24 protein-coding genes are annotated in these 20,289 nt (G+C 63.6%); 15 read left to right on the plus strand and 9 right to left on the minus strand.

Translation table 11 applies throughout. The annotated features are described in order from the left end of the window. Window positions 1-1,526, minus strand: a 1,526-nt coding sequence (gene dnaK, locus ABWP92_RS09475) for a molecular chaperone DnaK (protein WP_353235127.1), incomplete at its 3' end; no start/stop codon positions are given. 140 nt (window positions 1,527-1,666) lie between these two features. Beyond that, window positions 1,667-2,227 carry a nucleotide exchange factor GrpE gene (gene grpE / locus ABWP92_RS09480; RefSeq protein ID WP_353235128.1) on the minus strand — a complete coding sequence of 187 codons (561 nt, stop codon included), beginning with the start codon at window positions 2,225-2,227 and terminating at the stop codon, window positions 1,667-1,669. A 217-nt stretch (window positions 2,228-2,444) separates the two neighbouring features. Here grpE and rpsF point away from each other — a divergent pair, with 217 nt between their 5' ends. The 6 genes from rpsF (at window position 2,445) to ABWP92_RS09510 (ending at window position 6,353) form a co-directional block, all read left to right on the plus strand. Next, window positions 2,445-2,819: a 30S ribosomal protein S6 gene (rpsF, locus tag ABWP92_RS09485; RefSeq protein ID WP_353235129.1), complete on the plus strand. Its 375-nt coding sequence runs from the start codon at window positions 2,445-2,447 to the stop codon at window positions 2,817-2,819. Window positions 2,820-2,849: 30 nt separating this feature from the next. Continuing rightward, window positions 2,850-3,140 (plus strand): primosomal replication protein N, encoded by a 291-nt coding sequence (gene priB, locus ABWP92_RS09490; protein ID WP_353235130.1) that lies wholly within the window; start codon window positions 2,850-2,852, stop codon window positions 3,138-3,140. 18 nt (window positions 3,141-3,158) lie between these two features. After that, the gene (gene rpsR / locus ABWP92_RS09495; protein WP_166069388.1) at window positions 3,159-3,440 is read left to right on the plus strand and encodes a 30S ribosomal protein S18; all 282 of its coding nucleotides are present in this window, start codon (window positions 3,159-3,161) and stop codon (window positions 3,438-3,440) included. 11 nt (window positions 3,441-3,451) lie between these two features. Beyond that, window positions 3,452-3,904: a 50S ribosomal protein L9 gene (gene rplI / locus ABWP92_RS09500; protein ID WP_353235131.1), complete on the plus strand. Its 453-nt coding sequence runs from the start codon at window positions 3,452-3,454 to the stop codon at window positions 3,902-3,904. A 161-nt stretch (window positions 3,905-4,065) separates the two neighbouring features. Further along, on the plus strand, window positions 4,066-5,481 hold the full coding sequence (dnaB, locus tag ABWP92_RS09505; protein WP_353235132.1) for a replicative DNA helicase: 1,416 nt from the start codon (window positions 4,066-4,068) through the stop codon (window positions 5,479-5,481). Window positions 5,482-5,702: 221 nt separating this feature from the next. Further along, window positions 5,703-6,353, plus strand: coding sequence for a DUF6348 family protein (locus ABWP92_RS09510; protein WP_353235133.1), 651 nt, complete (start codon window positions 5,703-5,705; stop codon window positions 6,351-6,353). A gap of 72 nt (window positions 6,354-6,425) precedes the next feature. Here ABWP92_RS09510 and ABWP92_RS09515 read toward each other — a convergent pair whose 3' ends face one another. From ABWP92_RS09515 to ABWP92_RS09530, 4 genes are all read right to left on the minus strand, one after another. Further along, complete coding sequence (locus ABWP92_RS09515; RefSeq protein WP_353235134.1) at window positions 6,426-6,863, minus strand: hypothetical protein; 438 nt, start codon at window positions 6,861-6,863, stop codon at window positions 6,426-6,428. Window positions 6,864-6,866: 3 nt separating this feature from the next. Then, window positions 6,867-8,624 (minus strand): PhoH family protein, encoded by a 1,758-nt coding sequence (locus tag ABWP92_RS09520; RefSeq protein ID WP_353235135.1) that lies wholly within the window; start codon window positions 8,622-8,624, stop codon window positions 6,867-6,869. 165 nt (window positions 8,625-8,789) lie between these two features. Next, on the minus strand, window positions 8,790-9,278 hold the full coding sequence (locus ABWP92_RS09525) for a peroxiredoxin (protein WP_353235136.1): 489 nt from the start codon (window positions 9,276-9,278) through the stop codon (window positions 8,790-8,792). Between the two features lie 154 nt (window positions 9,279-9,432). Continuing rightward, window positions 9,433-9,804, minus strand: a complete 372-nt coding sequence (locus tag ABWP92_RS09530) for an Mth938-like domain-containing protein (protein WP_353235137.1) — start codon at window positions 9,802-9,804, stop codon at window positions 9,433-9,435. Window positions 9,805-9,946: 142 nt separating this feature from the next. Between ABWP92_RS09530 and ABWP92_RS09535 the strand changes: the two genes are divergently transcribed. From ABWP92_RS09535 to ABWP92_RS09565, 7 genes are all read left to right on the plus strand, one after another. Continuing rightward, a complete protein-coding gene (locus tag ABWP92_RS09535; protein WP_353235138.1) occupies window positions 9,947-11,251 on the plus strand; it encodes a pyridoxal phosphate-dependent aminotransferase in 1,305 nt (434 codons plus the stop codon). Window positions 11,252-11,327: 76 nt separating this feature from the next. Further along, on the plus strand, window positions 11,328-12,662 hold the full coding sequence (locus ABWP92_RS09540; RefSeq protein ID WP_353235139.1) for a homoserine dehydrogenase: 1,335 nt from the start codon (window positions 11,328-11,330) through the stop codon (window positions 12,660-12,662). A gap of 12 nt (window positions 12,663-12,674) precedes the next feature. Continuing rightward, on the plus strand, window positions 12,675-14,102 hold the full coding sequence (thrC, locus tag ABWP92_RS09545) for a threonine synthase (protein ID WP_353235140.1): 1,428 nt from the start codon (window positions 12,675-12,677) through the stop codon (window positions 14,100-14,102). Between the two features lie 97 nt (window positions 14,103-14,199). Then, a complete protein-coding gene (mobB, locus tag ABWP92_RS09550) occupies window positions 14,200-14,769 on the plus strand; it encodes a molybdopterin-guanine dinucleotide biosynthesis protein B (RefSeq protein ID WP_353235141.1) in 570 nt (189 codons plus the stop codon). Window positions 14,770-14,792: 23 nt separating this feature from the next. Further along, the gene (locus tag ABWP92_RS09555; protein ID WP_353235149.1) at window positions 14,793-16,019 is read left to right on the plus strand and encodes a molybdopterin molybdotransferase MoeA; all 1,227 of its coding nucleotides are present in this window, start codon (window positions 14,793-14,795) and stop codon (window positions 16,017-16,019) included. Window positions 16,020-16,030: 11 nt separating this feature from the next. After that, the gene (gene moaD, locus ABWP92_RS09560) at window positions 16,031-16,288 is read left to right on the plus strand and encodes a molybdopterin converting factor subunit 1 (protein ID WP_353235142.1); all 258 of its coding nucleotides are present in this window, start codon (window positions 16,031-16,033) and stop codon (window positions 16,286-16,288) included. A 4-nt stretch (window positions 16,289-16,292) separates the two neighbouring features. Beyond that, window positions 16,293-16,634 (plus strand): recombinase family protein, encoded by a 342-nt coding sequence (locus ABWP92_RS09565; protein WP_353235143.1) that lies wholly within the window; start codon window positions 16,293-16,295, stop codon window positions 16,632-16,634. Between the two features lie 35 nt (window positions 16,635-16,669). Here ABWP92_RS09565 and ABWP92_RS09570 read toward each other — a convergent pair whose 3' ends face one another. The 3 genes from ABWP92_RS09570 to ABWP92_RS09580 form a co-directional block, all read right to left on the minus strand. Then, window positions 16,670-17,596 (minus strand): 4-hydroxy-tetrahydrodipicolinate synthase family protein, encoded by a 927-nt coding sequence (locus ABWP92_RS09570; protein ID WP_353235144.1) that lies wholly within the window; start codon window positions 17,594-17,596, stop codon window positions 16,670-16,672. Between the two features lie 391 nt (window positions 17,597-17,987). Next, a complete protein-coding gene (locus ABWP92_RS09575; RefSeq protein WP_353235145.1) occupies window positions 17,988-18,299 on the minus strand; it encodes a hypothetical protein in 312 nt (103 codons plus the stop codon). A gap of 6 nt (window positions 18,300-18,305) precedes the next feature. After that, window positions 18,306-18,560 (minus strand): hypothetical protein, encoded by a 255-nt coding sequence (locus ABWP92_RS09580; protein ID WP_353235146.1) that lies wholly within the window; start codon window positions 18,558-18,560, stop codon window positions 18,306-18,308. 105 nt (window positions 18,561-18,665) lie between these two features. Here ABWP92_RS09580 and ABWP92_RS09585 point away from each other — a divergent pair, with 105 nt between their 5' ends. Both ABWP92_RS09585 and ABWP92_RS09590 read left to right on the plus strand, forming a co-directional pair. After that, entirely contained in the window at window positions 18,666-19,151 is a 486-nt protein-coding gene (locus tag ABWP92_RS09585) for a molybdenum cofactor biosynthesis protein MoaE (RefSeq protein WP_353235147.1), read from the plus strand. 246 nt (window positions 19,152-19,397) lie between these two features. Further along, window positions 19,398-20,289 (plus strand): Clp protease N-terminal domain-containing protein (locus ABWP92_RS09590; RefSeq protein WP_353235148.1); only part of this gene is annotated, 892 nt, incomplete at its 3' end.

Below are 20,289 nucleotides of genomic sequence, written 5' to 3' on the forward strand. Positions count from 1 at the left end.
GACAGACCCGAGTTGGCCTTGATGGTGATCTTGTTTTCCTTGCCCGTGCCCTTGTCCTTGGCGCCCACATGCAGGATGCCGTTGGCGTCGATGTCGAAGCTCACCTCGATCTGCGGCGTGCCGCGGGTAGCCGGCGGGATGCCTTCCAGGTTGAACTCGCCGAGCAGCTTGTTGGCGCTGGCGATTTCACGCTCGCCCTGGAACACCTTGATCGTCACGGCGGGCTGGTTGTCCTCGGCGGTCGAGAAGGTCTGAGCGAACTTGGTCGGGATGGTCGTGTTCTTGGCGATCATCTTGGTCATCACGCCGCCCAGGGTTTCGATGCCCAGGGACAGAGGCGTCACGTCCAGGAGCAGCACATCCTTGCGGTCGCCCGAGAGCACCTGGCCCTGAATGGCGGCGCCCACGGCGACGGCCTCGTCGGGATTCACGTCCTTGCGCGGATCCTTGCCGAAGAATTCCTTGACCTTCTCCTGTACCTTGGGCATGCGCGACATGCCGCCGACCAGGATCACGTCATTGATGTCGGACACGCTGATGCCGGCGTCCTTGATGGCGGTGCGGCAGGGCGCGATGGTGCGTTCGATGAGATCGTCCACCAGCGCTTCCAGCTTGGCGCGGGTCAGCTTGATGTTCAGGTGCTTCGGGCCCGATGCGTCAGCGGTGATGTAGGGCAGGTTGATGTCGGTCTGCGCGGAGTTCGACAGCTCGATCTTGGCCTTTTCGGCGGCTTCCTTCAGGCGTTGCAGCGCGAGCACGTCCTTGGAGAGGTCGACGCCTTGCTCTTTCTTGAACTCGTCGATGATGTAGTTGATGATGCGCTGGTCGAAGTCCTCGCCGCCCAGGAAGGTGTCGCCATTGGTGGACAGCACCTCGAACTGCTTTTCTCCATCCACATCGGCGATCTCGATGATCGACACGTCGAACGTGCCGCCGCCCAGGTCATATACGGCGATCTTGCGGTCGCCCTTGTCCTGCTTGTCGAGGCCGAAGGCCAGGGCGGCTGCGGTAGGCTCGTTGATGATGCGCTTGACATCCAGGCCCGCGATGCGGCCTGCGTCCTTGGTGGCCTGGCGCTGGGCGTCGTTGAAGTAGGCGGGAACCGTGATCACGGCTTCCGTCACCGGCTCGCCGAGGAAGTCCTCGGCGGTCTTCTTCATCTTGCGCAGCACTTCGGCGCTGATCTGCGGGGGCGCCAGCTTCTGGTCGCGCACCTGCACCCATGCGTCGCCGTTGTCGGCCTTGATGATCTTGAAGGGCATCAGGTCGATGTCCTTTTGCACTTCCTTTTCGTCGAACTTGCGGCCGATCAGGCGCTTGGAAGCGAAGATGGTGTTCTTTGGATTGGTGACGGCCTGGCGCTTGGCGGAAGCGCCCACCAGGATTTCGCCGTCTTCCTGATATGCAACGATGGACGGCGTCGTGCGCGCCCCCTCGCTGTTTTCGATCACGCGGGTGTTGTTGCCTTCGAGAATGGCAACGCAGCTATTCGTCGTACCGAGGTCAATGCCGATGATCTTTCCCATGTGTGTTCTCCGAAATCTTTGAAAAGTTGGTTATTTGGTTTGGATAGCCAGTAACTGTGGATAAGTTGCCCGCCTTCAAGGCTCCGGCTGGAAATTTTTATGCCTGGTCCGAAGGAATACAGGGCCTGGCTGCGCCGGCTTTACCTGGGCGCGGCCACCGTCACGAGGGCCGGACGAAGCACGCGATCGGCAATCAGATATCCTTTTTGTAGCACGCTCACCACGGTGTTTGCCTCCTGGTCGGCGGGCACCATGCTGATGGCCTGATGGTGGTGCGGATCGAATCGGGAGCCCGCGGCCGGGTCGATGATGATGACTTTGTTGCGTTCCAGGGCCGACAGCAACTGGCGGCGGGTCGCATCCGAGCCCTCGCGCAATTGCTCGCTGGTGGCGTTCTCGATGGCGAGCGCGGCATCCAGGCTGTCGGCCACCGGCAGCAGGCTTTCGGCGAAACTCTCGATGCCGAACTTGCGGGCCTTGGAGACTTCCTCCTCGGTGCGGCGGCGCATATTCTCGACATCGGCCTTGGCCCTCAGGTACTGGTCCGCCAGATCGGCATTCTTGGCCTTGAGTTCCTCGACTTCATTCTGCAGGCGGTTCATTTCGTCGGCAGTCTGGGCATTCTGAGCCGCGTCGATCTCTTCGGGGGACATCGCCGGGTCGACGGGTTCTGTGAACGGGTTGTATTTGTGATCGGACATGTCGTTTTGTCGTGAAATGAATGACAACTTGGGCTAGCTGGGGGCGGAATTCCCCTTTTCAATAGGGCGGTGGATCACGTGGGCCGATAAGGATGCCGCATCGCCAGGGACTGGACGATTGCTGAAACCGGGCATATAATGCCGGGTTTCCCTTGCCACACCGCTAACACTCGACGCAGCGGGTGGTTGCAATCCAAGCAATCCAAAAGGAGTTTGCATGCGTCACTACGAAATCATCCTGTTGATCCACCCGGATCAAAGCGAACAGGTTCCCGCGATGCTCGAGCGCTACAAGAGCATGATCACCCAGGGCGGTGGTCAGGTTCACCGCGTCGAGGATTGGGGCCGCCGCCAACTGGCATACCTGATCAACAAGCTTGCCAAGGCCCACTACCTGTGCCTGAACATCGAAGCCGACCAGGCTGTGATGGCTGAACTGGAACACGCCTTCAAGTTCAACGACGCCGTTCTGCGCCACCTGACCGTTCAGAAGAAGAAGGCCGAAACCGGCGCTTCCTCGATGATGAAGACCGTGGAACGCGAAGAAGCACGCAAGGCCAGCCAGGCCGAAGCTGCTGTGAACGAGCGTTAAGCAAACACGTTCATCCGACAGCCAGGAGGAGTGACAAACCAGATTGCCCTGACGGCCTGTATTGCAGAGATCCAATCCCTGCGCTACACGCCCGCCGGACTGCCCGCCCTCGATCTGCGGCTCGAGCATGAGTCACAGCAACGCGAAGCCGGGGTCCAGCGTGAGGTCAAGGTCGCCGTCAAGGCGGTGGCGTTCGGCGCGCTCGCGGAGCGGCTTGCACGCCAGGCGCTGGGAAGCAACTGGATTTTCCAGGGCTTTCTCGCCTCGCCGCGCAACGGCAAAGGTGTGGTTTTTCATATCCAGGATATTCAACAGGATTAATTTTCAAGAGGCTCAAAAATGGCCACGTTCAAGAAATTCAACAAGGACAAGCGTCCCAAGCGCAACACCCAGTCGCTGCTGTTCAAGCGCAAGCGCTTCTGCCGCTTCACCGTCGCCGGCGTCGAAGAAATCGACTACAAGGATGTGGACACCCTGCGTGACTTCATCGCCGAGAACGGCAAGATCATCCCCGCGCGCCTGACCGGCACCCGCGCCATCTATCAGCGTCAGCTCAACACAGCCATCAAGCGCGCCCGCTTCCTGGCCATGTTGCCCTACACCGACCAGCACAAGATCTAAGGAGCACGACCATGCAAATCATTCTGCTCGACAAGGTTGTGAACCTCGGTAACCTCGGCGAAATCGTCAAGGTCAAGGACGGCTACGCACGCAACTTCCTGATCCCTTCGGGCCGTGCACGCCGCGCCACCGAAGCGAACAAGGCCGAGTTCGAAGCCAAGCGCGCCGAACTGGAAAAGGCCGCGGCTGAAAAGCTGGCTGCCGCCCAGGCTGCCGGCGAGAAGCTGGCCGGCCAGAACGTGAAGCTGACGCAGAAGTCCGGCGTTGACGGCCGCCTGTTCGGCTCCGTCACCAACCATGACATCGCCGATGAACTCGGCCGCATGGGCTTTGAAGTGGTGAAGTCGCAAGTCCGCATGCCCAACGGCCCCATCAAGACCGTTGGCGACAATACCGTGAACGTTGCGCTGCACACCGACGTCGTCGTCGACGTGCTCGTGTCCGTTTACGGCGAACACGCTTAATTCCAGTCTCTGGAGTGAGTCGAAGGCCGCCCCCAGGGGCGGCTTTTGTTTTTTGTTTCCCGGCTATTTCCGCTTGCCGGAAGGGGCGGGCGATGCTTTACAGCCTTGGTATGACCGACTAGCATCGTTCGCTCGATTTCGAAAAATACAGTATTCCCCCTATGTCCGCAGTTCTGCCAGATCTTCCTGCCAACGCTTCCCCGGAGCCCGCGGACCGTGAGTTGGCCAGGCTGCGCGTGCCTCCGCACTCGGTGGAGGCCGAGTCCAGCGTGCTGGGGGGGCTGCTGCTGGACAACATGGCCTGGGACCGGGTGGGGGATCTGCTCAAGGAGGGCGATTTCTATCGCCACGAGCATCAGCTCATCTTCACGGCGATTGCCGCGCTCGTCAACAATAGCAAGCCGGCCGACGTGATCACCGTTCACGAGCAGTTGCAGACGATCGGCAAGTCCGACCAGGTGGGCGGCCTGATCTACCTGAACACGCTGGCGCAATACGTGCCCAGCGCAAGCAATATCCGCCGCTACGCCGAGATCGTGCGCGAGCGCTCGATCCTGCGCAAGCTGGTGACCGCCAGCGACGAGATTGCCACCAACGCCTTCAACCAGCAGGGCAAGACGGTGGAGCGCATCCTGGACGAAGCCGAGGCCAGGATCTTTGCGATTGGCGAGGAAGGCTCGCGCAACAAGCAGGGGTTCCAGTCGCTCGATACGCTGGTGATCGACCTGCTCGACCAGGTTCAGGAAAAGGCGGACAACCCGATGGACGTGACCGGCATCCCCACCGGTTTCGCCGATCTGGACCGCATGACGAGCGGCCTGCAGGCGGGCGATCTGGTCGTTTTGGCCGCGCGCCCCTCGATGGGCAAGACCTCGTTTGCCGTGAACATCGCGGAACATGTGGCGCTCAACGAAGAGTTGCCCGTTGCGATCTTCTCCATGGAAATGGGCGCGGCGCAGCTTGCCGTGCGTATCGTGGGCTCGATCGGCCGCGTGAACCAGGGCAATCTCCGTACCGGCAAGCTCACCGATGAGGAATGGCCGCGACTGACGGAGGCGATCGAACGCCTGCGCACCGTATCGCTGCACATCGACGAGACGCCGGGCCTCACGCCGACCGAGTTGCGGGCCAATGCGCGGCGTCTCGCGCGCCAGTGCGGCAAGCTCGGGCTGATCGTGGTCGACTACCTGCAGCTCATGAGCGGCTCGGGTACCGGCAGCGCCGACAATCGGGCCACCGAACTCGGCGAGATCTCGCGTGGCCTGAAGATGCTGGCAAAGGAGCTGCAATGCCCGGTGATCGCGCTCTCGCAGTTGAACCGTTCGGTGGAGCAGCGCACGGACAAGCGCCCGATGATGTCGGACCTGCGCGAATCCGGCGCCATCGAGCAGGATGCCGACATCATCATGTTCATTTACCGCGACGACTACTACAACAAGGACTCGAAGGAGCCGAACGTCGCCGAGGTGATCATCGGCAAGCAGCGTAACGGGCCGACCGGAACCGTGAAGCTGTTCTTCCAGAAGAACCAGACCCGCTTCGAGAATCTCGCCATGGGCTCTGGCGACGAGTATTGATCACGCCTTTTCCCGGATGAGCGGCGAAAACCCTCCACCTTCGGGGATGGAGGGTTTTTTCATGGTGTAACGATGGGGTGGGACCGCCGCGAAATGAACGAAAATGCGGGGCTGGCGGAGTTGCTTGGGCACCCCATGCGAGCACAGATGCCACGCCCATGAAAACCGGCCTCGCGTGACGGAACGGACCGTTCCGGCGCCGCCCCAATGAGAATGACAGCATGAACAGACAGGAAGCCGAAACCATTCCATTCGAGCTCGAACTGTTGGTGGAGCTTTTCGAGTCGCATGGTCTTGTCGGCCCTCTGGTGCGCGGCTGGCTGGTGCCCAACGGCCAATTGCCCTGCATTACCGCGGACTGGATGCGCAGCGACGCGAAGATGGGTACGCTGGCGGTTGTCGTGAAGCTCCCGGATGAGCGGGAAATCGTCGAGGTGTTTCCAGGCTTGGGCGAAACCGATGCGGAAGCGATCGGCTACGCGTTCGAGTCGTTCTCGAATGGCGTCGTGAATGAGCTGCTTGCCGCGATCTGGGGCGTGCGGGACGGAAGCGAAGAGGCGCGGGCTCGCTGGCGGATCAACGGCTGCACCTACGAGGTGTTCGATGGCCCGTGGCAGGCGCGAGGGCGGCGTCTCGTCTGTCCCGACTTGCTGGACCGGCTGGATGACGCCATCGTCGCGGAGAACCTGGGCGAGGATCTGCACTGGTTCCGCTTTTTCATCGGCGGCAGCGTGGGGCAATTGACCTTCGAGGCGCTGAAGGACAGCGAGGAATGGCAGGCCGGGCTGGATGCGCTGGCGTCGCTGGCTTTCGAGGGAGAGGAGGGCTACGCAAGCCTGCGCTGCTTCCTGTTGCTGCGCAAATGCGCTTGACGTCCGCGTCCCCGCTGCTTGCCGGTCTGCCGAGCGGGCGGCGGGGCAAGGACGGCGGCCAGGCCGCAGTGCTCAGGAACGGCTTGCTGCTCCGGCCAGCAGGCGGATCACCAGCCCCAGCGATACGATCCCCAGCACGGCACAGGCCCAGAACAGTCTCTGCGCGCCTATCCTCAGGGCGCTGACGGTAGCCACGAGCTGAGCGTTCTGCTCGGCGAGCTTCTCTATGACCTCAAGCGACTGGCGCTGGGACTGCTCGAGCAGCTCGACGCGTTCCCGCAACTGCCTTGCCTGCCGCAAGGCCCGCTCTCCAGCGGACGTCGCGGGAGCCGCCGCATCCGCCAGGGAGGCGCCTGAACTGCCTGAACCGCCTGAGGCCGATGACGGATCGTGCTCACGCGTATCTTTTTTCCGAACGAGCCCTCTGGCGGCCTTGATGACCTGGGGCGCCGCCTCGATGACGTCGCCCCATGGCACAAGCTTGAGCGCCGTGATCCAGCTGAGCGCCATCGGTCAAAGCACTTCGCTGGCGAAGTCGGCCAGGCGGGAGCGCTCGCCGCGGGCCAGCGTGATGTGGCCGCTGTGGGGCCAGCCCTTGAACCTGTCCACCGCATAGGTCAGGCCGGAGGAGCCTTCCGTCAGGTACGGCGTGTCGATCTGCGCCAGATTGCCCATGCAGATGATCTTGGTGCCGGGGCCCGCGCGCGTGATCAGCGTCTTCATCTGCTTGGGCGTGAGATTCTGCGCCTCGTCGATGATCACGTACTTGTTCAGGAAGGTACGCCCGCGCATGAAGTTCATGCTCTTGATCTTGATGCGGCTGCGGATCAGCTCGTTGGTGGCCGCGCGGCCCCATTCGCCGGGATTGCCGCCGTCGCCCTTGGCGAGGAACTCCAGGTTGTCGTCGAGCGCTCCCATCCAGGGACCCATCTTTTCTTCCTCGGTGCCGGGCAGGAAGCCGATGTCCTCGCCCACGCTGACGGTTGCGCGCGTCATGATGATCTCGGTATAGCGGCGCTCATCGAGCACTTGTGTGAGGCCGGCAGCGAGCGCCATCAGCGTCTTGCCGGTGCCCGCGGTGCCGGTCAGGGTGACGAAATCGACTTCCGGGTCCATGAGCAGGTTCATGGCGAAGTTCTGCTCGCGGTTGCGGGTGTTCACGCCCCAGACGCTGTTCTTCTGGGAGCCGAAGTCCTTGAGCGTTTCAAGCACCGCGGTCTTGTCGCGGATTTCCGAAACGCGCGCATACAGGCTCGGTTCGCCCGGCGCTTCGAAGAACACGAACTGATTGATCATCATCTGCGCGACCAGCGGGCTCGTCACGCGGTAGTAAGTGTGCGAGCCGCTTTGCCAGCTCTCGACATTCTTGCCCGCGCGGGCCCAGAAGTCCGCCGGCAGCGCCAGCATGCCGGAGTACAGCAGATCGCCGTCCTCGAGCGTCTTGTCGTTCTGATAATCCTCGGCGTCCAGCCCCAGCGCGCGCGCCTTCACGCGCATGTTGATGTCCTTGGACACCAGCACCACTTCGCGCGGCGCGAACTGCTGGCGCAGCGCCTCGACCACGCCGAGGATCTGATTGTCCGCCTTGCCTTGCGGCAGGCTCGACGGCAGGGTGTAGTTCAGCGGCGAGGTCTGGAAGTACAGCTTGCCGTTGGCGGCGGTCTGGCCGGTGGCGTTCAGTTGCAGGCCGAGGGCGATGTCCTGGCTCTCGGCCGCCGCCAGGGCGTCCAGCGTACGGCTGACCTGGCGACCGTTGCGGGCGACCTCGGTCATGCCCTTCTTGTGGGCATCCAGCTCTTCCAGCACGATCATCGGCAGGAAGATGTCGTGCTCCTCGAAGCGGAAAAGGCTGGTCGGATCGTGCAGCAGCACGTTGGTGTCCAGAACGAACATCTTCTTGGGGCCGGTGCCGCGTGCGGCGCGCGCCTTGGCCTTGGCTTTGGGCGCCGGACCGGCCGCCTTGGCTACCGCTGCGGCGGCGCGCGGCTGCGGGGGAGCGGGTACGGCGACGGGCGCTACGGGGGCCACGGGTGCCATGGGCTCGGCAATCTCTGTTTTTCCTGGAGTCCTTGCGGAGCGTGCCGTTGTGGCGCTGGCCGGTGCCGCCGCGCGCTTGGCCGGGGCCTTCCTGCGGGAGGAGGAGACCGCTGGGGCTTCTGGCCTGGCGGCACCCGGCGCGGATTCCTGTTCGATGTCGATGGAGGCGTTCTGGCGAAAAGCTTCAGGAGAAAGCAGCGCTGCGCGCTTGGTCGGTGCGGGTGGCAGGGGCATGGTGCAAAAAGCCTCGCTAGCTTGGGGGACTCGGGTTACTTCAGAAAAGCAAAAAGCCGCCAGGAAACCCGGGCGGCTTTCAGAACTGGAGTGCGCGTTGCAAAAATCAATGGCATTGACCCATTATGCACACTCCTCGCGACGCCTTGGAGGCGGCGCCCGGTTTCAGGCGGCTTTCTTGTCCTGCAGCTTGATGGTCTTGACCGCCTTGAGAACGTCGTCCACGTGGCCTGGAACCTTCAGGCCGCGCCACTCCTGCAGCAGCAGGCCGTCGGGGCCGACCAGGAACGTGGAGCGCTCGATGCCCTTGACCTTCTTGCCGTACATGATCTTGTTCTTGACCACGCCAAACATGTGGCACATCTTCTCTTCGGTATCCGCGATCAGCTCGAACGGGAGTTCCAGCTTGTCCTTGAAGTCATCGTGCGACTTCATGTTGTCGCGTGAAACGCCGAACACCGCAGCACCGGCCTTGACAAAATCTTTGTACTTGTCGCGGAATTGCATGGCTTCCGTGGTACAACCGGGCGTATTGTCCTTGGGGTAGAAGTACAGGATCAGAATCTGGCCCAGGTGCGAAACGTTGGATACCTTGATTCCGCCAGTTGCGTTGGCTTCAAATTCAGGGAGGGGTTTGTTGACAACGATCGCCATGGCACTCAATCTCTCAAAGTAGTCGTTGAAAAGCCGGGAGCGGTGGGGGTTTATTGCTTTTCTTGAAAGTCTCCCGACGGCAACCTGATATTTTACCCCGATTCCATCATTTTTGCTAACTATTGATAGTCATTATCAATTGACATTTTCAATGTCACTCCTCGAGAAGCAGCGCCGCCACCACGTTGCGGCCTTCTCCGGCCAGGATGTTGTAGGTGCGGCAGGCCGCCGCGGTGCTCATGGATTCCAGTCCGATCCGCTTTTGCATCAGCGGTGCCAGCCAGGCGGGGGGCGGGAAACGGTTCTTTTCGCCGCTTCCGAAAATCACCACTTCGGCGTTGAGGTCTGCAAGCCGGGCGAAGTGCGCGGCGGTGAGGTCTTCGAAGCGTCTGCATTCCCATGGAATGCGCTCGCCGCGCGAGCCCACGATCAGGCTGTGGGTGAATTCTTCCTTGTCGATGGCGATCCAGCCGGGGCCGTAGCCGCTGATGGTCTGGACGTCAAAGCGGTCGGCATGCAGTTTCATGGGGCTCTCACGATCTGGTGGGCGCGCGCGATCGGCAAATAAAGGTTGTGCGAGGCACGGCACAAGGGGAACTGTGCTTAAATTATAGGTTTCACCGGATGATCCTGCATCCGGCCCAAGCATTCACCGCCATCGAGTCGCCATGAAACCCATCCACAAATCAGCCAAGTTAGCCAACGTCTGCTATGACATCCGCGGGCCGATCATGGATGCGGCCAAGAAGATGGAGGAGGACGGCCAGAAGATCATCAAGCTGAACATCGGCAATCTGGCGGTCTTCGGATTCGATGCGCCGGAGGAAATCCAGCAGGACATGATCCGCAATCTACCCACTTCCGCAGGTTATTCGGACAGCAAGGGCATTTTCGCGGCGCGCAAGGCCGTCATGCACGAGACCCAGAAGCAGGGCATCGTCGGCGTCACGCTCGATGACATCTACCTGGGCAACGGCGCGTCCGAGCTCATCAGCCTGGCCACCAATGCGCTGCTGGACGATGGCGACGAACTGCTGCTGCCCGCGCCCGACTACCCGTTGTGGACCGCTGTGACCAGCCTCTCGGGCGGCACGCCGGTGCACTACATCTGCGACGAGTCGAATGGCTGGATGCCCAGCATCGCGGACATCCGCGGCAAGATCACGCCTCGCACCAAGGGCATCGTGGTCATCAACCCGAACAACCCGACGGGCGCGCTCTACAGCAAGGAGCTGCTGCAGGAGATCGTGGAGATCGCCCGCGAGCACAGCCTGGTGATCTTCGCCGACGAGGTGTATGACAAGGTCCTGTATGACGGCGCAAGGCACACGCCGCTGGCGAGCCTGTCGCAGGACGTGCTCACCCTGACCTTCAATTCGCTGTCCAAGGCCTACCGCAGTTGCGGTTACCGCGCAGGCTGGATGGTGGTGTCGGGCGACAAGAAAGCGGCCAGGGACTACATCGAAGGCCTGAACATGCTGTCCAACATGCGCCTGTGCGCGAACGTGCCCGGCCAGTGGGCCGTGCAGACGGCGCTGGGCGGCTATCAGAGCATCAACGACCTGATCTGCGAAGGCGGCCGCCTGCGCAGGCAGCGTGATCTGGCCTGGGAGCTGATTAACGCGATTCCGGGCGTCTCCTGCGTGAAGCCGCAGGGCGCGCTCTACATGTTCCCGAGGCTCGATCCGGCGGTCTATCCGATCGTCGACGACCAGGAGTTCTTCCTCGAAGTGCTGCAGGAAACCAAGGTGATGCTGGTGCAGGGCACGGGTTTCAACTGGCCCAAGCCCGATCACTTCCGCATCGTGTTCCTTCCGCACGAGGCGGACCTGCGCGCCGCCATCGGCCGGCTGGCCGCGTTCCTGCAGAAATACCGCCAGCGCCACGGCACCGACAAGCCGCGCAGCGTGGACGCCGCAACGCAGGCCGTGGCCGCCAATCCTGCCAAGGCGGCCAAGCAGCACGCAGCCTGACGTTCCTTGTTTCCCTGTTGCATGCGTGCGCAGACAGGCGCGCGTGCGATCCATTTGACTGATTGAAGATTCGTATATGAAACCGATCCAGGTAGGCCTTTTGGGCATTGGCACTGTGGGCGGCGGCACATTCAACGTGCTGCGGCGCAATCAGGACGAGATCCGCCGCCGCGCGGGTCGCGGCATCGAGATTTCCATGGTGGCTGATCTGGATACGACACGCGCCAGGGCCGTGGTCGGAGATGCCGCCAAGGTGGTTGCCGATGCGCGCGAAGTCATTGCCAACCCCGACATCGACGTGGTGGTCGAGCTGATCGGCGGCTATGGCATTGCCAAGGCCCTGGTGCTCGAGGCGATTGCCGCGGGCAAGCACGTGGTTACCGCCAACAAGGCGCTGCTGGCCGTGCACGGCACGGAAATCTTCAAGGCCGCCGCGGACAAGGGCGTGATGGTGGCCTATGAAGCAGCCGTGGCCGGCGGCATTCCCATCATCAAGGCGCTGCGTGAAGGCCTGACGGCCAACGAGATCCAATGGGTCGCGGGCATCATCAACGGCACGACCAACTTCGTCCTGTCCGAGATGCGCGACAAGGGTCTCGATTTCGACGTGGTGCTCAAGGAAGCGCAGCGCCTGGGTTATGCAGAGGCCGATCCGACTTTCGACATCGAGGGCGTCGATGCCGCGCACAAGGTCACGCTGATGAGTGCGATCGCATTCGGCATTCCGGTGCAGTTCGACAAGGCTTACGTGGAAGGCATCACCAAGCTGGCGGCAGCCGACATCAAATACGCCGAGCAACTGGGCTACCGCATCAAGCTGCTGGGCATCACCAAGCGCACGGCCAAGGGGATCGAGCTGCGCGTGCATCCGTCGCTGGTGCCCGCAAAGCGCCTGATCGCCAATGTCGAAGGCGCGATGAATGCGGTGGTCGTGAACGGCGATGCCGTCGGCACGACGCTGTACTACGGCAAGGGCGCGGGCTCCGAGCCCACGGCATCCGCCGTGATCGCCGACCTGGTGGACATTGCCCGCCTGCACGAGGCCGAGCCGGCGCACCGCGTGCCGCCCCTGGCTTTCCAGTCGAATACGCTGGCTGCAGCGAGCGGCGACCTGCCCGTGCTGCCCATGGCGGAAGTGGTCACCAGCTATTACCTGCGCATCCGCGTGTCCGACGAGGCCGGCGTGCTGGCGAAGATCACCGGGATTCTCGCCAATGCGGGCATCAGCATCGACGCGGTGCTGCAGCGCGAGGCCGACGAGGTCGGCGGAGAAGGCTCCACGCAAACCGATCTGATCATCCTCACGCACGACACGCGCGAAGGCGACATGGATCGCGCACTGGCCGAAATCCAGGGCCTGCCGACCGTGCTCGCGCCCATCAACCGCATCCGCAAGGAAGAACTCAACTAAAGCGCTTCAGTCATGTTGTACCTCTCCACACGCGGCCACGCGGACCGCAAGCGTTTTTGCGACATCCTGCTGGAAGGCCTGGCGCCCGACGGCGGACTCTACCTGCCCGAGGCCTATCCCCAGATCGGTGACGCCGAGCTCACCGAACTGCGCAACATCTACAAAACCCATGGCTACGCGGCGCTGGCGTTCGAAATCCTGTCGCTCTACATCGACGATATTCCCGTGGACGATCTGAGGCGGATCTGCGCCAGGACCTACACCAGGGAGATCTTCGGTACCGACGCCATCGTCCCGGTGCGCAGGCTGGAGGACGGCCTGCTGATCGAGGCGCTGTCCAACGGGCCGACACTCGCCTTCAAGGACATGGCGATGCAACTGCTTGGCAACCTGTTCGAGTACGAGCTGGCACGCCGCGGCGAGGAGCTGAACATTCTTGGCGCGACCAGTGGCGACACCGGCAGCGCCGCCGAATACGCCATGCGCGGCAAGAAGGGCGTGCGCGTGTTCATGACCAGCCCCGATGGCCGCATGAGCCCGTTCCAGCAGGCCCAGATGTTCAGCCTGCAGGACGAGAACATCCACAACATCGCCATCGAGGGCGTGTTCGATGACTGCCAGGATATCGTCAAGGCAGTGTCCAACGACCATGCCTTCAAGGCCCGCTACAAGATCGGCACCGTCAACTCGATCAACTGGGCGCGCCTGCTGGCGCAGGTGGTGTATTACTTCGCAGGCTACATCCAGGCCACCGAATCCAACGGCCAGAAGGTGAGTTTCACCGTACCCAGCGGCAACTTCGGCAATATCTGCGCGGGCCATGTCGCGCGCCAGATGGGACTGCCGATCGAGGCCCTGGTGGTTGCCACCAACGAGAACGACGTGCTCGACGAGTTCTTCCGCACCGGCGTGTACCAGGTGCGCGGCGCGGCCGACACCTATGAGACATCGAGCCCGTCGATGGATATTTCCAAGGCCAGCAACTTCGAGCGCTTCGTGTTCGACCTGGTGGGCCGCGACGGCGCGCGCACCAGGCAGTTGTTTGCCGAAGGAGTGGGCCGGCAGGGCCGCTTCGACCTGAGCGGCGATGCGGCGTTTAAGGATGCAGCGGCCCGGTACGGCTTCGTCAGCGGCAAGAGCACGCACGCCGACCGCCTTGCCACCATCAGGGACACCTTCGAGCGCTTCGGCGACATGATCGACACGCACACCGCCGATGGCGTGAAGGTCGCGCGCGAGCATCTGCGGCCCGGCGTGCCGATGATCGTTCTGGAAACCGCCCTGCCCATCAAGTTCGCGGCGACCATCGAGGAGGCGCTTGGCCGTGAACCCGATCGTCCCGCCAAATTCAACGGGATAGAGGCATTGCCCAAGCGCGTGGTCGTCATGGCGGCCGATGCCCAGAAAGTCAAGGACTTCATCGCGCAGCACTGCCAATGAGCCATGGGCCGGCCGTGCGATGGAGATGATGACGAAACCGGCGCCTGCCCGAGAGCATGCGCCGGTTTGTTTTTTGAATGGAATGGACAGGCGGAATATGAAGGCCATAGGCTTCGCGGGTTATTCCGGCGCGGGCAAGACCACGGCGCTGGAGCAGGTGATCCGGATACTGTGTGAGCGCGGCCAGCGCGTTTCGGTGGTCAAGCATGCGCATCATGACTTCGACATCGACGTGCCGGGCAAGGACAGCTGGCGGCATCGCAAGGCAGGCGCTTTCGAGATGCTGGTCGTGTCGGACCAGCGGCTGGCCCTGATGCGCGAGTTTGGCCGGACGCGCGAAGAACTCTCCGTGCATGAGATGCTGGCCGAGCTGGATCCGTCGGTCGACTGGGCCATCGTCGAAGGCTTCAAGCGCAGCGATCTTCCGAAGATCGAGATCTGGCGCGAGCCGGCGGCGGCAGAGAAACCGCGCGCCCTGCGTTACCCCGACGATGACGCTATTCTTGCGATTGCGACCGACGACGCTGCATGCCTGCCGCCCGGCTGCACGCTCGAGGTGCTGGACCTGAACCAGCCCGCCCGCATCGCCGATTGGATGATGGCCAATGCCGCGCGTCTCGAATACACACCGCCCGCCGACCAACATGGCAAGGAGATCACATCTTGAAGCCGCAATTCCCGCCGAAGCTCATGTCACTGGATGACGCCCTCGAGGCCGTGCTCGCCATGGCCGCGCGCGTGGATGCGCCGCAAACGGTGGACACGTTCGATGCCGACGGCCGCGTGCTCTGGGAGGATGCGGTCTCCGAACTGCGGGTGCCGCCGCTGGACAACTCGGCCATGGATGGTTATGCGGTGCGCTGCGCCGACGTGCCGAAGGCGGGCATCGTGCTGCCGGTGAGCCAGCGCATTCCGGCCGGGCATGTGGGAGCGCCGCTGGCACCCGCGACGGCGGCGCGTATCTTCACCGGCGCCCCGGTTCCGCAAGGCGCGGATGCCATCGTGATGCAGGAAGACACGGAGCCGGCGGACGGAGGCGTGCGCATCAACGCCGTTCCGAAGGCCGGCCAGTGGATTCGCCGCGCCGGCGAGGACATCGCGCTGGGCAGCACCATCCTGAAGGCCGGCACGCGCCTCACGCCTGCCGCGCTGGGCCTGGCCGCGAGTATCGGACTCGGCCAGGTGCAGGTGGCCCGCAAGCCGCGCGTGGCGCTGTTTTCCACCGGAGACGAACTGGTGACGCCGGGGACGGTGGCGCCCGGGGACATGCCGCCGGGCTCCATCTACAACAGCAACCGTTATTTCCTGCGGGCGCTGCTGCAGCGGCTGGGCTGCGAGGTCACGGATTGCGGCATCGTGCCGGACAACCGCGAAGCCACCATCCGGGTCATGCAGGATGCGGCGCGCAGCCACGACTTGATTCTTTCAACGGCCGGGGTGTCCGTGGGCGAGGAAGACCATGTGAAGCCCGCCGTCGAATACCTTGGCGAGCTCAACCTCTGGAAGATCTCGATGAAGCCGGGCAAGCCTTTTGCGTTCGGCCAGATTCAGCGCAGCGGCAGCAGCCTCGAGGGCAGCGCCCATTTCATGGGGCTGCCCGGCAATCCGGTGTCGAGCTTCGTGACCTTTCTGATGCTCGTGCGTCCTTTCATCCTGCGTCTGCAGGGCGTGCAGGACGTCGCTCCGCGCGTATTTCCCGTACGCGCCCATTTCGAGACCAGGGCTGCCGACACGCGCCGTGAATTCCTGCGTGTGCGCCAGAACGAAGACGGTGCGGTCGAGCTGTTTTCCAACCAGAGTTCGGGAGTGCTGACGTCCGCCGTCTGGGGCGATGGGCTGGTGGACAATCCCGCCATGACGACCATCGCCAAGGGCGATATCGTCCGCTACATCCCGCTTGCGGAACTGCTGCAATGAACGAGGCTTCGATGAACACCGTTCACGTTCTTTATTTCGCCTCGATCCGCGAGGCGCTCGGAGTGGGCGGCGAAGAGCTGCAGACCCGGGCCGCCACCGTGGCCGAGCTGCGCGACGAGATCATCCGCCTGAAAGGGGGCGCGGCGGCTTCGGCGCTGGCGCCCGGCAAGGCCGTGCGCACGGCGCTCAATCAGGTCATGTGCAACCCCGGCGCCGTGATTGCCAACGGAGACGAAGTCGCTTTCTTTCCGCCGGTCACGGGAGGCTGAGCCGATGGCCGCGAATTCGACCAGGGATGACGAGCGCGCGCGGCCGGTGGATGCCGCCATCAGCGCGCGAACGCGCAAGGCGCTTTCCGAGGCGCGTGCTCGCGGCGTCACGCTGGGGGCGGCGGGCGCGGACAACATTCGCGCCACGGTCGCCAGGCGCAAGGCCGACGCCGACACGTTTGCCGAGCAGCACCGGGCGGTCTTTGTCGAAATGCAGGCCCAGGGACTCACGCACCGCAGGATGGCGCAGGTGCTCAACGAGCTTGGCATCCCCGCCGCGCGCGGCGGCGCGTGGACGCACGGGCAGGTGCAGCGCATGCTGCTGCGCCTGGGTACGCGGGCCTGAATACGGCGGGCGGCCGAGGGGCGCGAGCCGGCCACTCACTTCGCCGCGCAACTGCCGGGCGCCGTGGCCAGCGCGGGCAGCTCGATCGCGCAGATCTGCTCCACCAGCGCGGCGGAGGCCGCCGTCATTGGCGCGCGCAGCTCGGCGCTCATCCACCCCTGCCGCGCAAGCCAGCCCTTGATGGGCGCCGGATTGGGTTCGGCAAAGCTGGCGCGGATGTGGTTCTGAAGCGGGCCCCAGATGGCGCGTGCCGGCTCTAGCTGCCCGGCGGAAAGCAGTTCCAGCAGCGCCACGAAATGCTCCGTATGCCCATGCGCGCTGGCCGCGATCGTGCCATGGCCGCCCAGCGCCATGTGCGAGAAGATCTGCAGGTCCTCCCCCGCCAGCACCTGCAGCTCGCCGTCGCTGATCAGCGCCTGGGTCTTGGCCGCATCCGCGCCGCAATCCTTGATGGCCATGATGTTGGGATGGCGGGCCAGCGCGCGCAGCGTGTCCAGTTCGAGCGTCGCGCCCGTGCGATAGGGAATGTCGTAGATGACGATGGGATGCACGCTGGCGCTGGCGATGCGGATGAACCAGTCCAGCAGCCCTGCTTGAGAGGGCCGGATGTAGGTCGGCGCGGGCACCAGCAGCGCGGCAAGTGGCTGCTGGCCGAGTTCCCGCACGCGTTCGAGCATGCGGCCCAGATGGCAGCCGGCTGTGCCCATCATCACGGGCAAGCCGCCCGATGCCTGGAGGATGCTGGCCAGCACCGCGTTCTCTTCATCGTGCGACAGCGCCGCGGCTTCGCCGGTGGAGCCGCATGCGCAAAAGCCGGTGACGCCGGCCCGCCGCATGCGCACGGTGAGCGCGCGCAGCGCTTCATGGTCGATGGCGTCACCGCGAAACGGTGTGACGAGCGGAATCCACAGCCCCGAAAAATCGCATTGCGCTGGTGTGGATACGTGGTGGGATGAAAGCATGGAGGTTTTCTCTTTCTTGCATTGGCCCGCAGCGGCGGACATGGGTGAACGACCGCAATGGGCCACCATCCGGTGCGCGAACGGCTGGCTGTTTGGCAACTATGGGATCGTGCCCCGGGGAGGCCGGGAAAGAGAGAAAAAGGGGGAGATCTGGCTGCCTTGCCGGTTCCGTCGCTCATCCGGACGGAACCGCGGCTCCGGTCAGATGAGCTTTGGTTTTTTCGCTTTGCTCGCGCCGACGGCAGCCGCGCGTGTCACGCTGCGGGCGTGGGCGTCGATTACGGTGGCGGAAACAAGGCTCAAAGGCATGCGTGCGAGTGTAGCAATGACTGGCGGTCCGTGCGCGCCCGTGGTGGGAAGTGTTGCTATCGCGCCGTGGATGGCGCCGGCGTCATGCGGCCAGTCCGGGCGCGCGCCAGTTCAGCAGTTCGGCTAGGCGCAGCACGATCCAGCGCGCTTCGGCGGGCTGCACCACCGAGCCCTCGGTGCAAAGAGCGTCATGCATGGTGCGCAGCACGCCTTCCTCCGATGCGTTGCCGCCGTGGTAGATCAGTTGCGCCTGTTCGGTGAGATGGTTGGCGAGGTCTTCGCAGAGTTCGTATCGCGCGACCAGTTCGGGCTTGGAGATCGTCAGCCTGCCCGCGCGACCGGCGTAGATGTCCACGAAGCTCGGCGGAGGCTGGATCTGGGAGGTTTCGTCCATGGAGCTTCAATCCGGCGAGAAGAGCCGCTCGAAGCGCGCCAGGTCTTCCAGCAGTTCGCAACTGATGAGCTGCCCCATCCGGTTGTCCGAGCGGCGATGCGCCGCGAACAGCGTCACGCGTCCCGTGAACTCGAAGTCCGGCAGATGAATGAGCGCATAGGGGTACGCCACGAACGTCTGGTGCTCGAACACCACGCGATGAAGGTTCTGGGGCGATGGGTAGAGCGTGTACTCGCCGGTGTTGATGGTTTGAGTGGCCATGATTGTCGATCCGTCAGGCACCGATCCTACCTCGCGCCTTTCCCCGAATGCGAAAGAAGGTTTCTTGCGCCAACAGCCACGGGCGTTGCCTGCGACAATGCGGCCATGCCGTCTCCGACTCATCAGCCCATCGCCACCCAGCCCCGCGTTTCGGTTCAGACCGCTGATTTCGACCTGAGCGCTGAAGTGGCCGCGCTTCGCGCAGGCGACGCGCGCGTGGGCGCGGTCTGCGCGTTCGTTGGCCTGGTGCGCGACCGCAACGAGGGCGATGCCGTCGCGAGCATGGAACTCGAGCACTATCCCGGCATGACGGAGAAGTCCATAGAAGCCATCATCGACCAGGCGGTGGAGCGCTTTGGCCTGTATGGCGCGCGCGTGATCCACCGCGTGGGGCTGCTGCAGCCCACGGACCAGATCGTGCTCGTGGCGGTCACCGCGGCGCATCGCGGCATGGCGTACCAGGGCTGCGAGTACGTCATGGATTACCTGAAATCGCTGGCGCCGTTCTGGAAAAAGGAACAGACGCCGCAGGGCGCGCGCTGGGTGGATGCCCGGGTGAGCGACGAACAGGCGCTGGCGCGCTGGTCCTGAGCAAAGCGGGGCGCAGTTCTTGCGCTCCTGATTTAATGGCAACGTGCGGGTGATGGCCATGGGAGGCCGTGCATGGATGGGCGCTGCTCCTACGCGCCGCTCCCCGCCGCGCGGCCATACTGCGCCAAGGGCTGCTTCCCGTTCCAGCCGTTTTTACGAACGTTCCTGGGGATGCCAGTCTTGAAATTCCCTTGTTGGCTATCAGATATATCGCAATGACTTCGATCCGGAGTATCACAAGACATCATGCGAATTGACAAACTGACCACCAAATTCCAGGAGGCCCTCGCAGACGCACAATCGCTCGCGCTGGGCAATGACAACGCCTATATCGACCCGCTGCATGTGCTGGTCGCCATGCTGCGCCAGCAGGACGGCCCCAGGTCGCTGCTGCAGCGCGCGGGCGTCAACGTGGCGGCGCTCGCGGACGCTGCGGAAAATGCCATCAAGCAACTGCCCCAGGTGCAGGGGCAGGACCAGCAGGTGCAGATCGGCCCCGATCTGACCCGGCTGCTCCAGGCCACCGAGAAGGAGGCGATCAAGCGCGGCGACCAGTTCATCGCCAGCGAGCTGTTCCTGCTCGCGCTGGCGGACGGCGGCTCCAGGGCGTCTTCCCTGGCCAAGCAGCATGGACTCAATCGCAAAAGCATTGAAGCGGCGGTGGACGCCGTTCGAGGAGGACAGTCGATGGACAGTGCCGAAGGCGAAAGCCAGCGTGAAGCCCTGAAGAAATATACCCTGGACCTGACGGAGCGCGCGCGCAGCGGCAAGCTCGATCCGGTGATCGGCCGTGATGACGAGATCCGCCGCGCCATCCAGGTGCTGCAGCGCCGCAGCAAGAACAATCCGGTGCTGATCGGCGAGCCCGGCGTGGGCAAGACCGCCATCGTGGAGGGCCTGGCCCAGCGCATCGTGTCCGGAGAGGTGCCGGAGTCGCTCAAGGACAAGAGCGTGCTGTCGCTCGACATGGCGGGCTTGCTGGCGGGCGCCAAGTATCGCGGCGAGTTCGAAGAGCGCCTGAAGGCCGTGCTCAACGACGTGGCCAAGCAGGAAGGCCGGATCATCCTGTTCATCGACGAGATCCACACCATGGTCGGCGCGGGCAAGGCCGAAGGCGCGATGGACGCGGGCAACATGC

The organism is Diaphorobacter ruginosibacter, assembly GCF_040396215.1.
Classification (GTDB): domain Bacteria; phylum Pseudomonadota; class Gammaproteobacteria; order Burkholderiales; family Burkholderiaceae_C; genus Diaphorobacter_A; species Diaphorobacter_A ruginosibacter_A.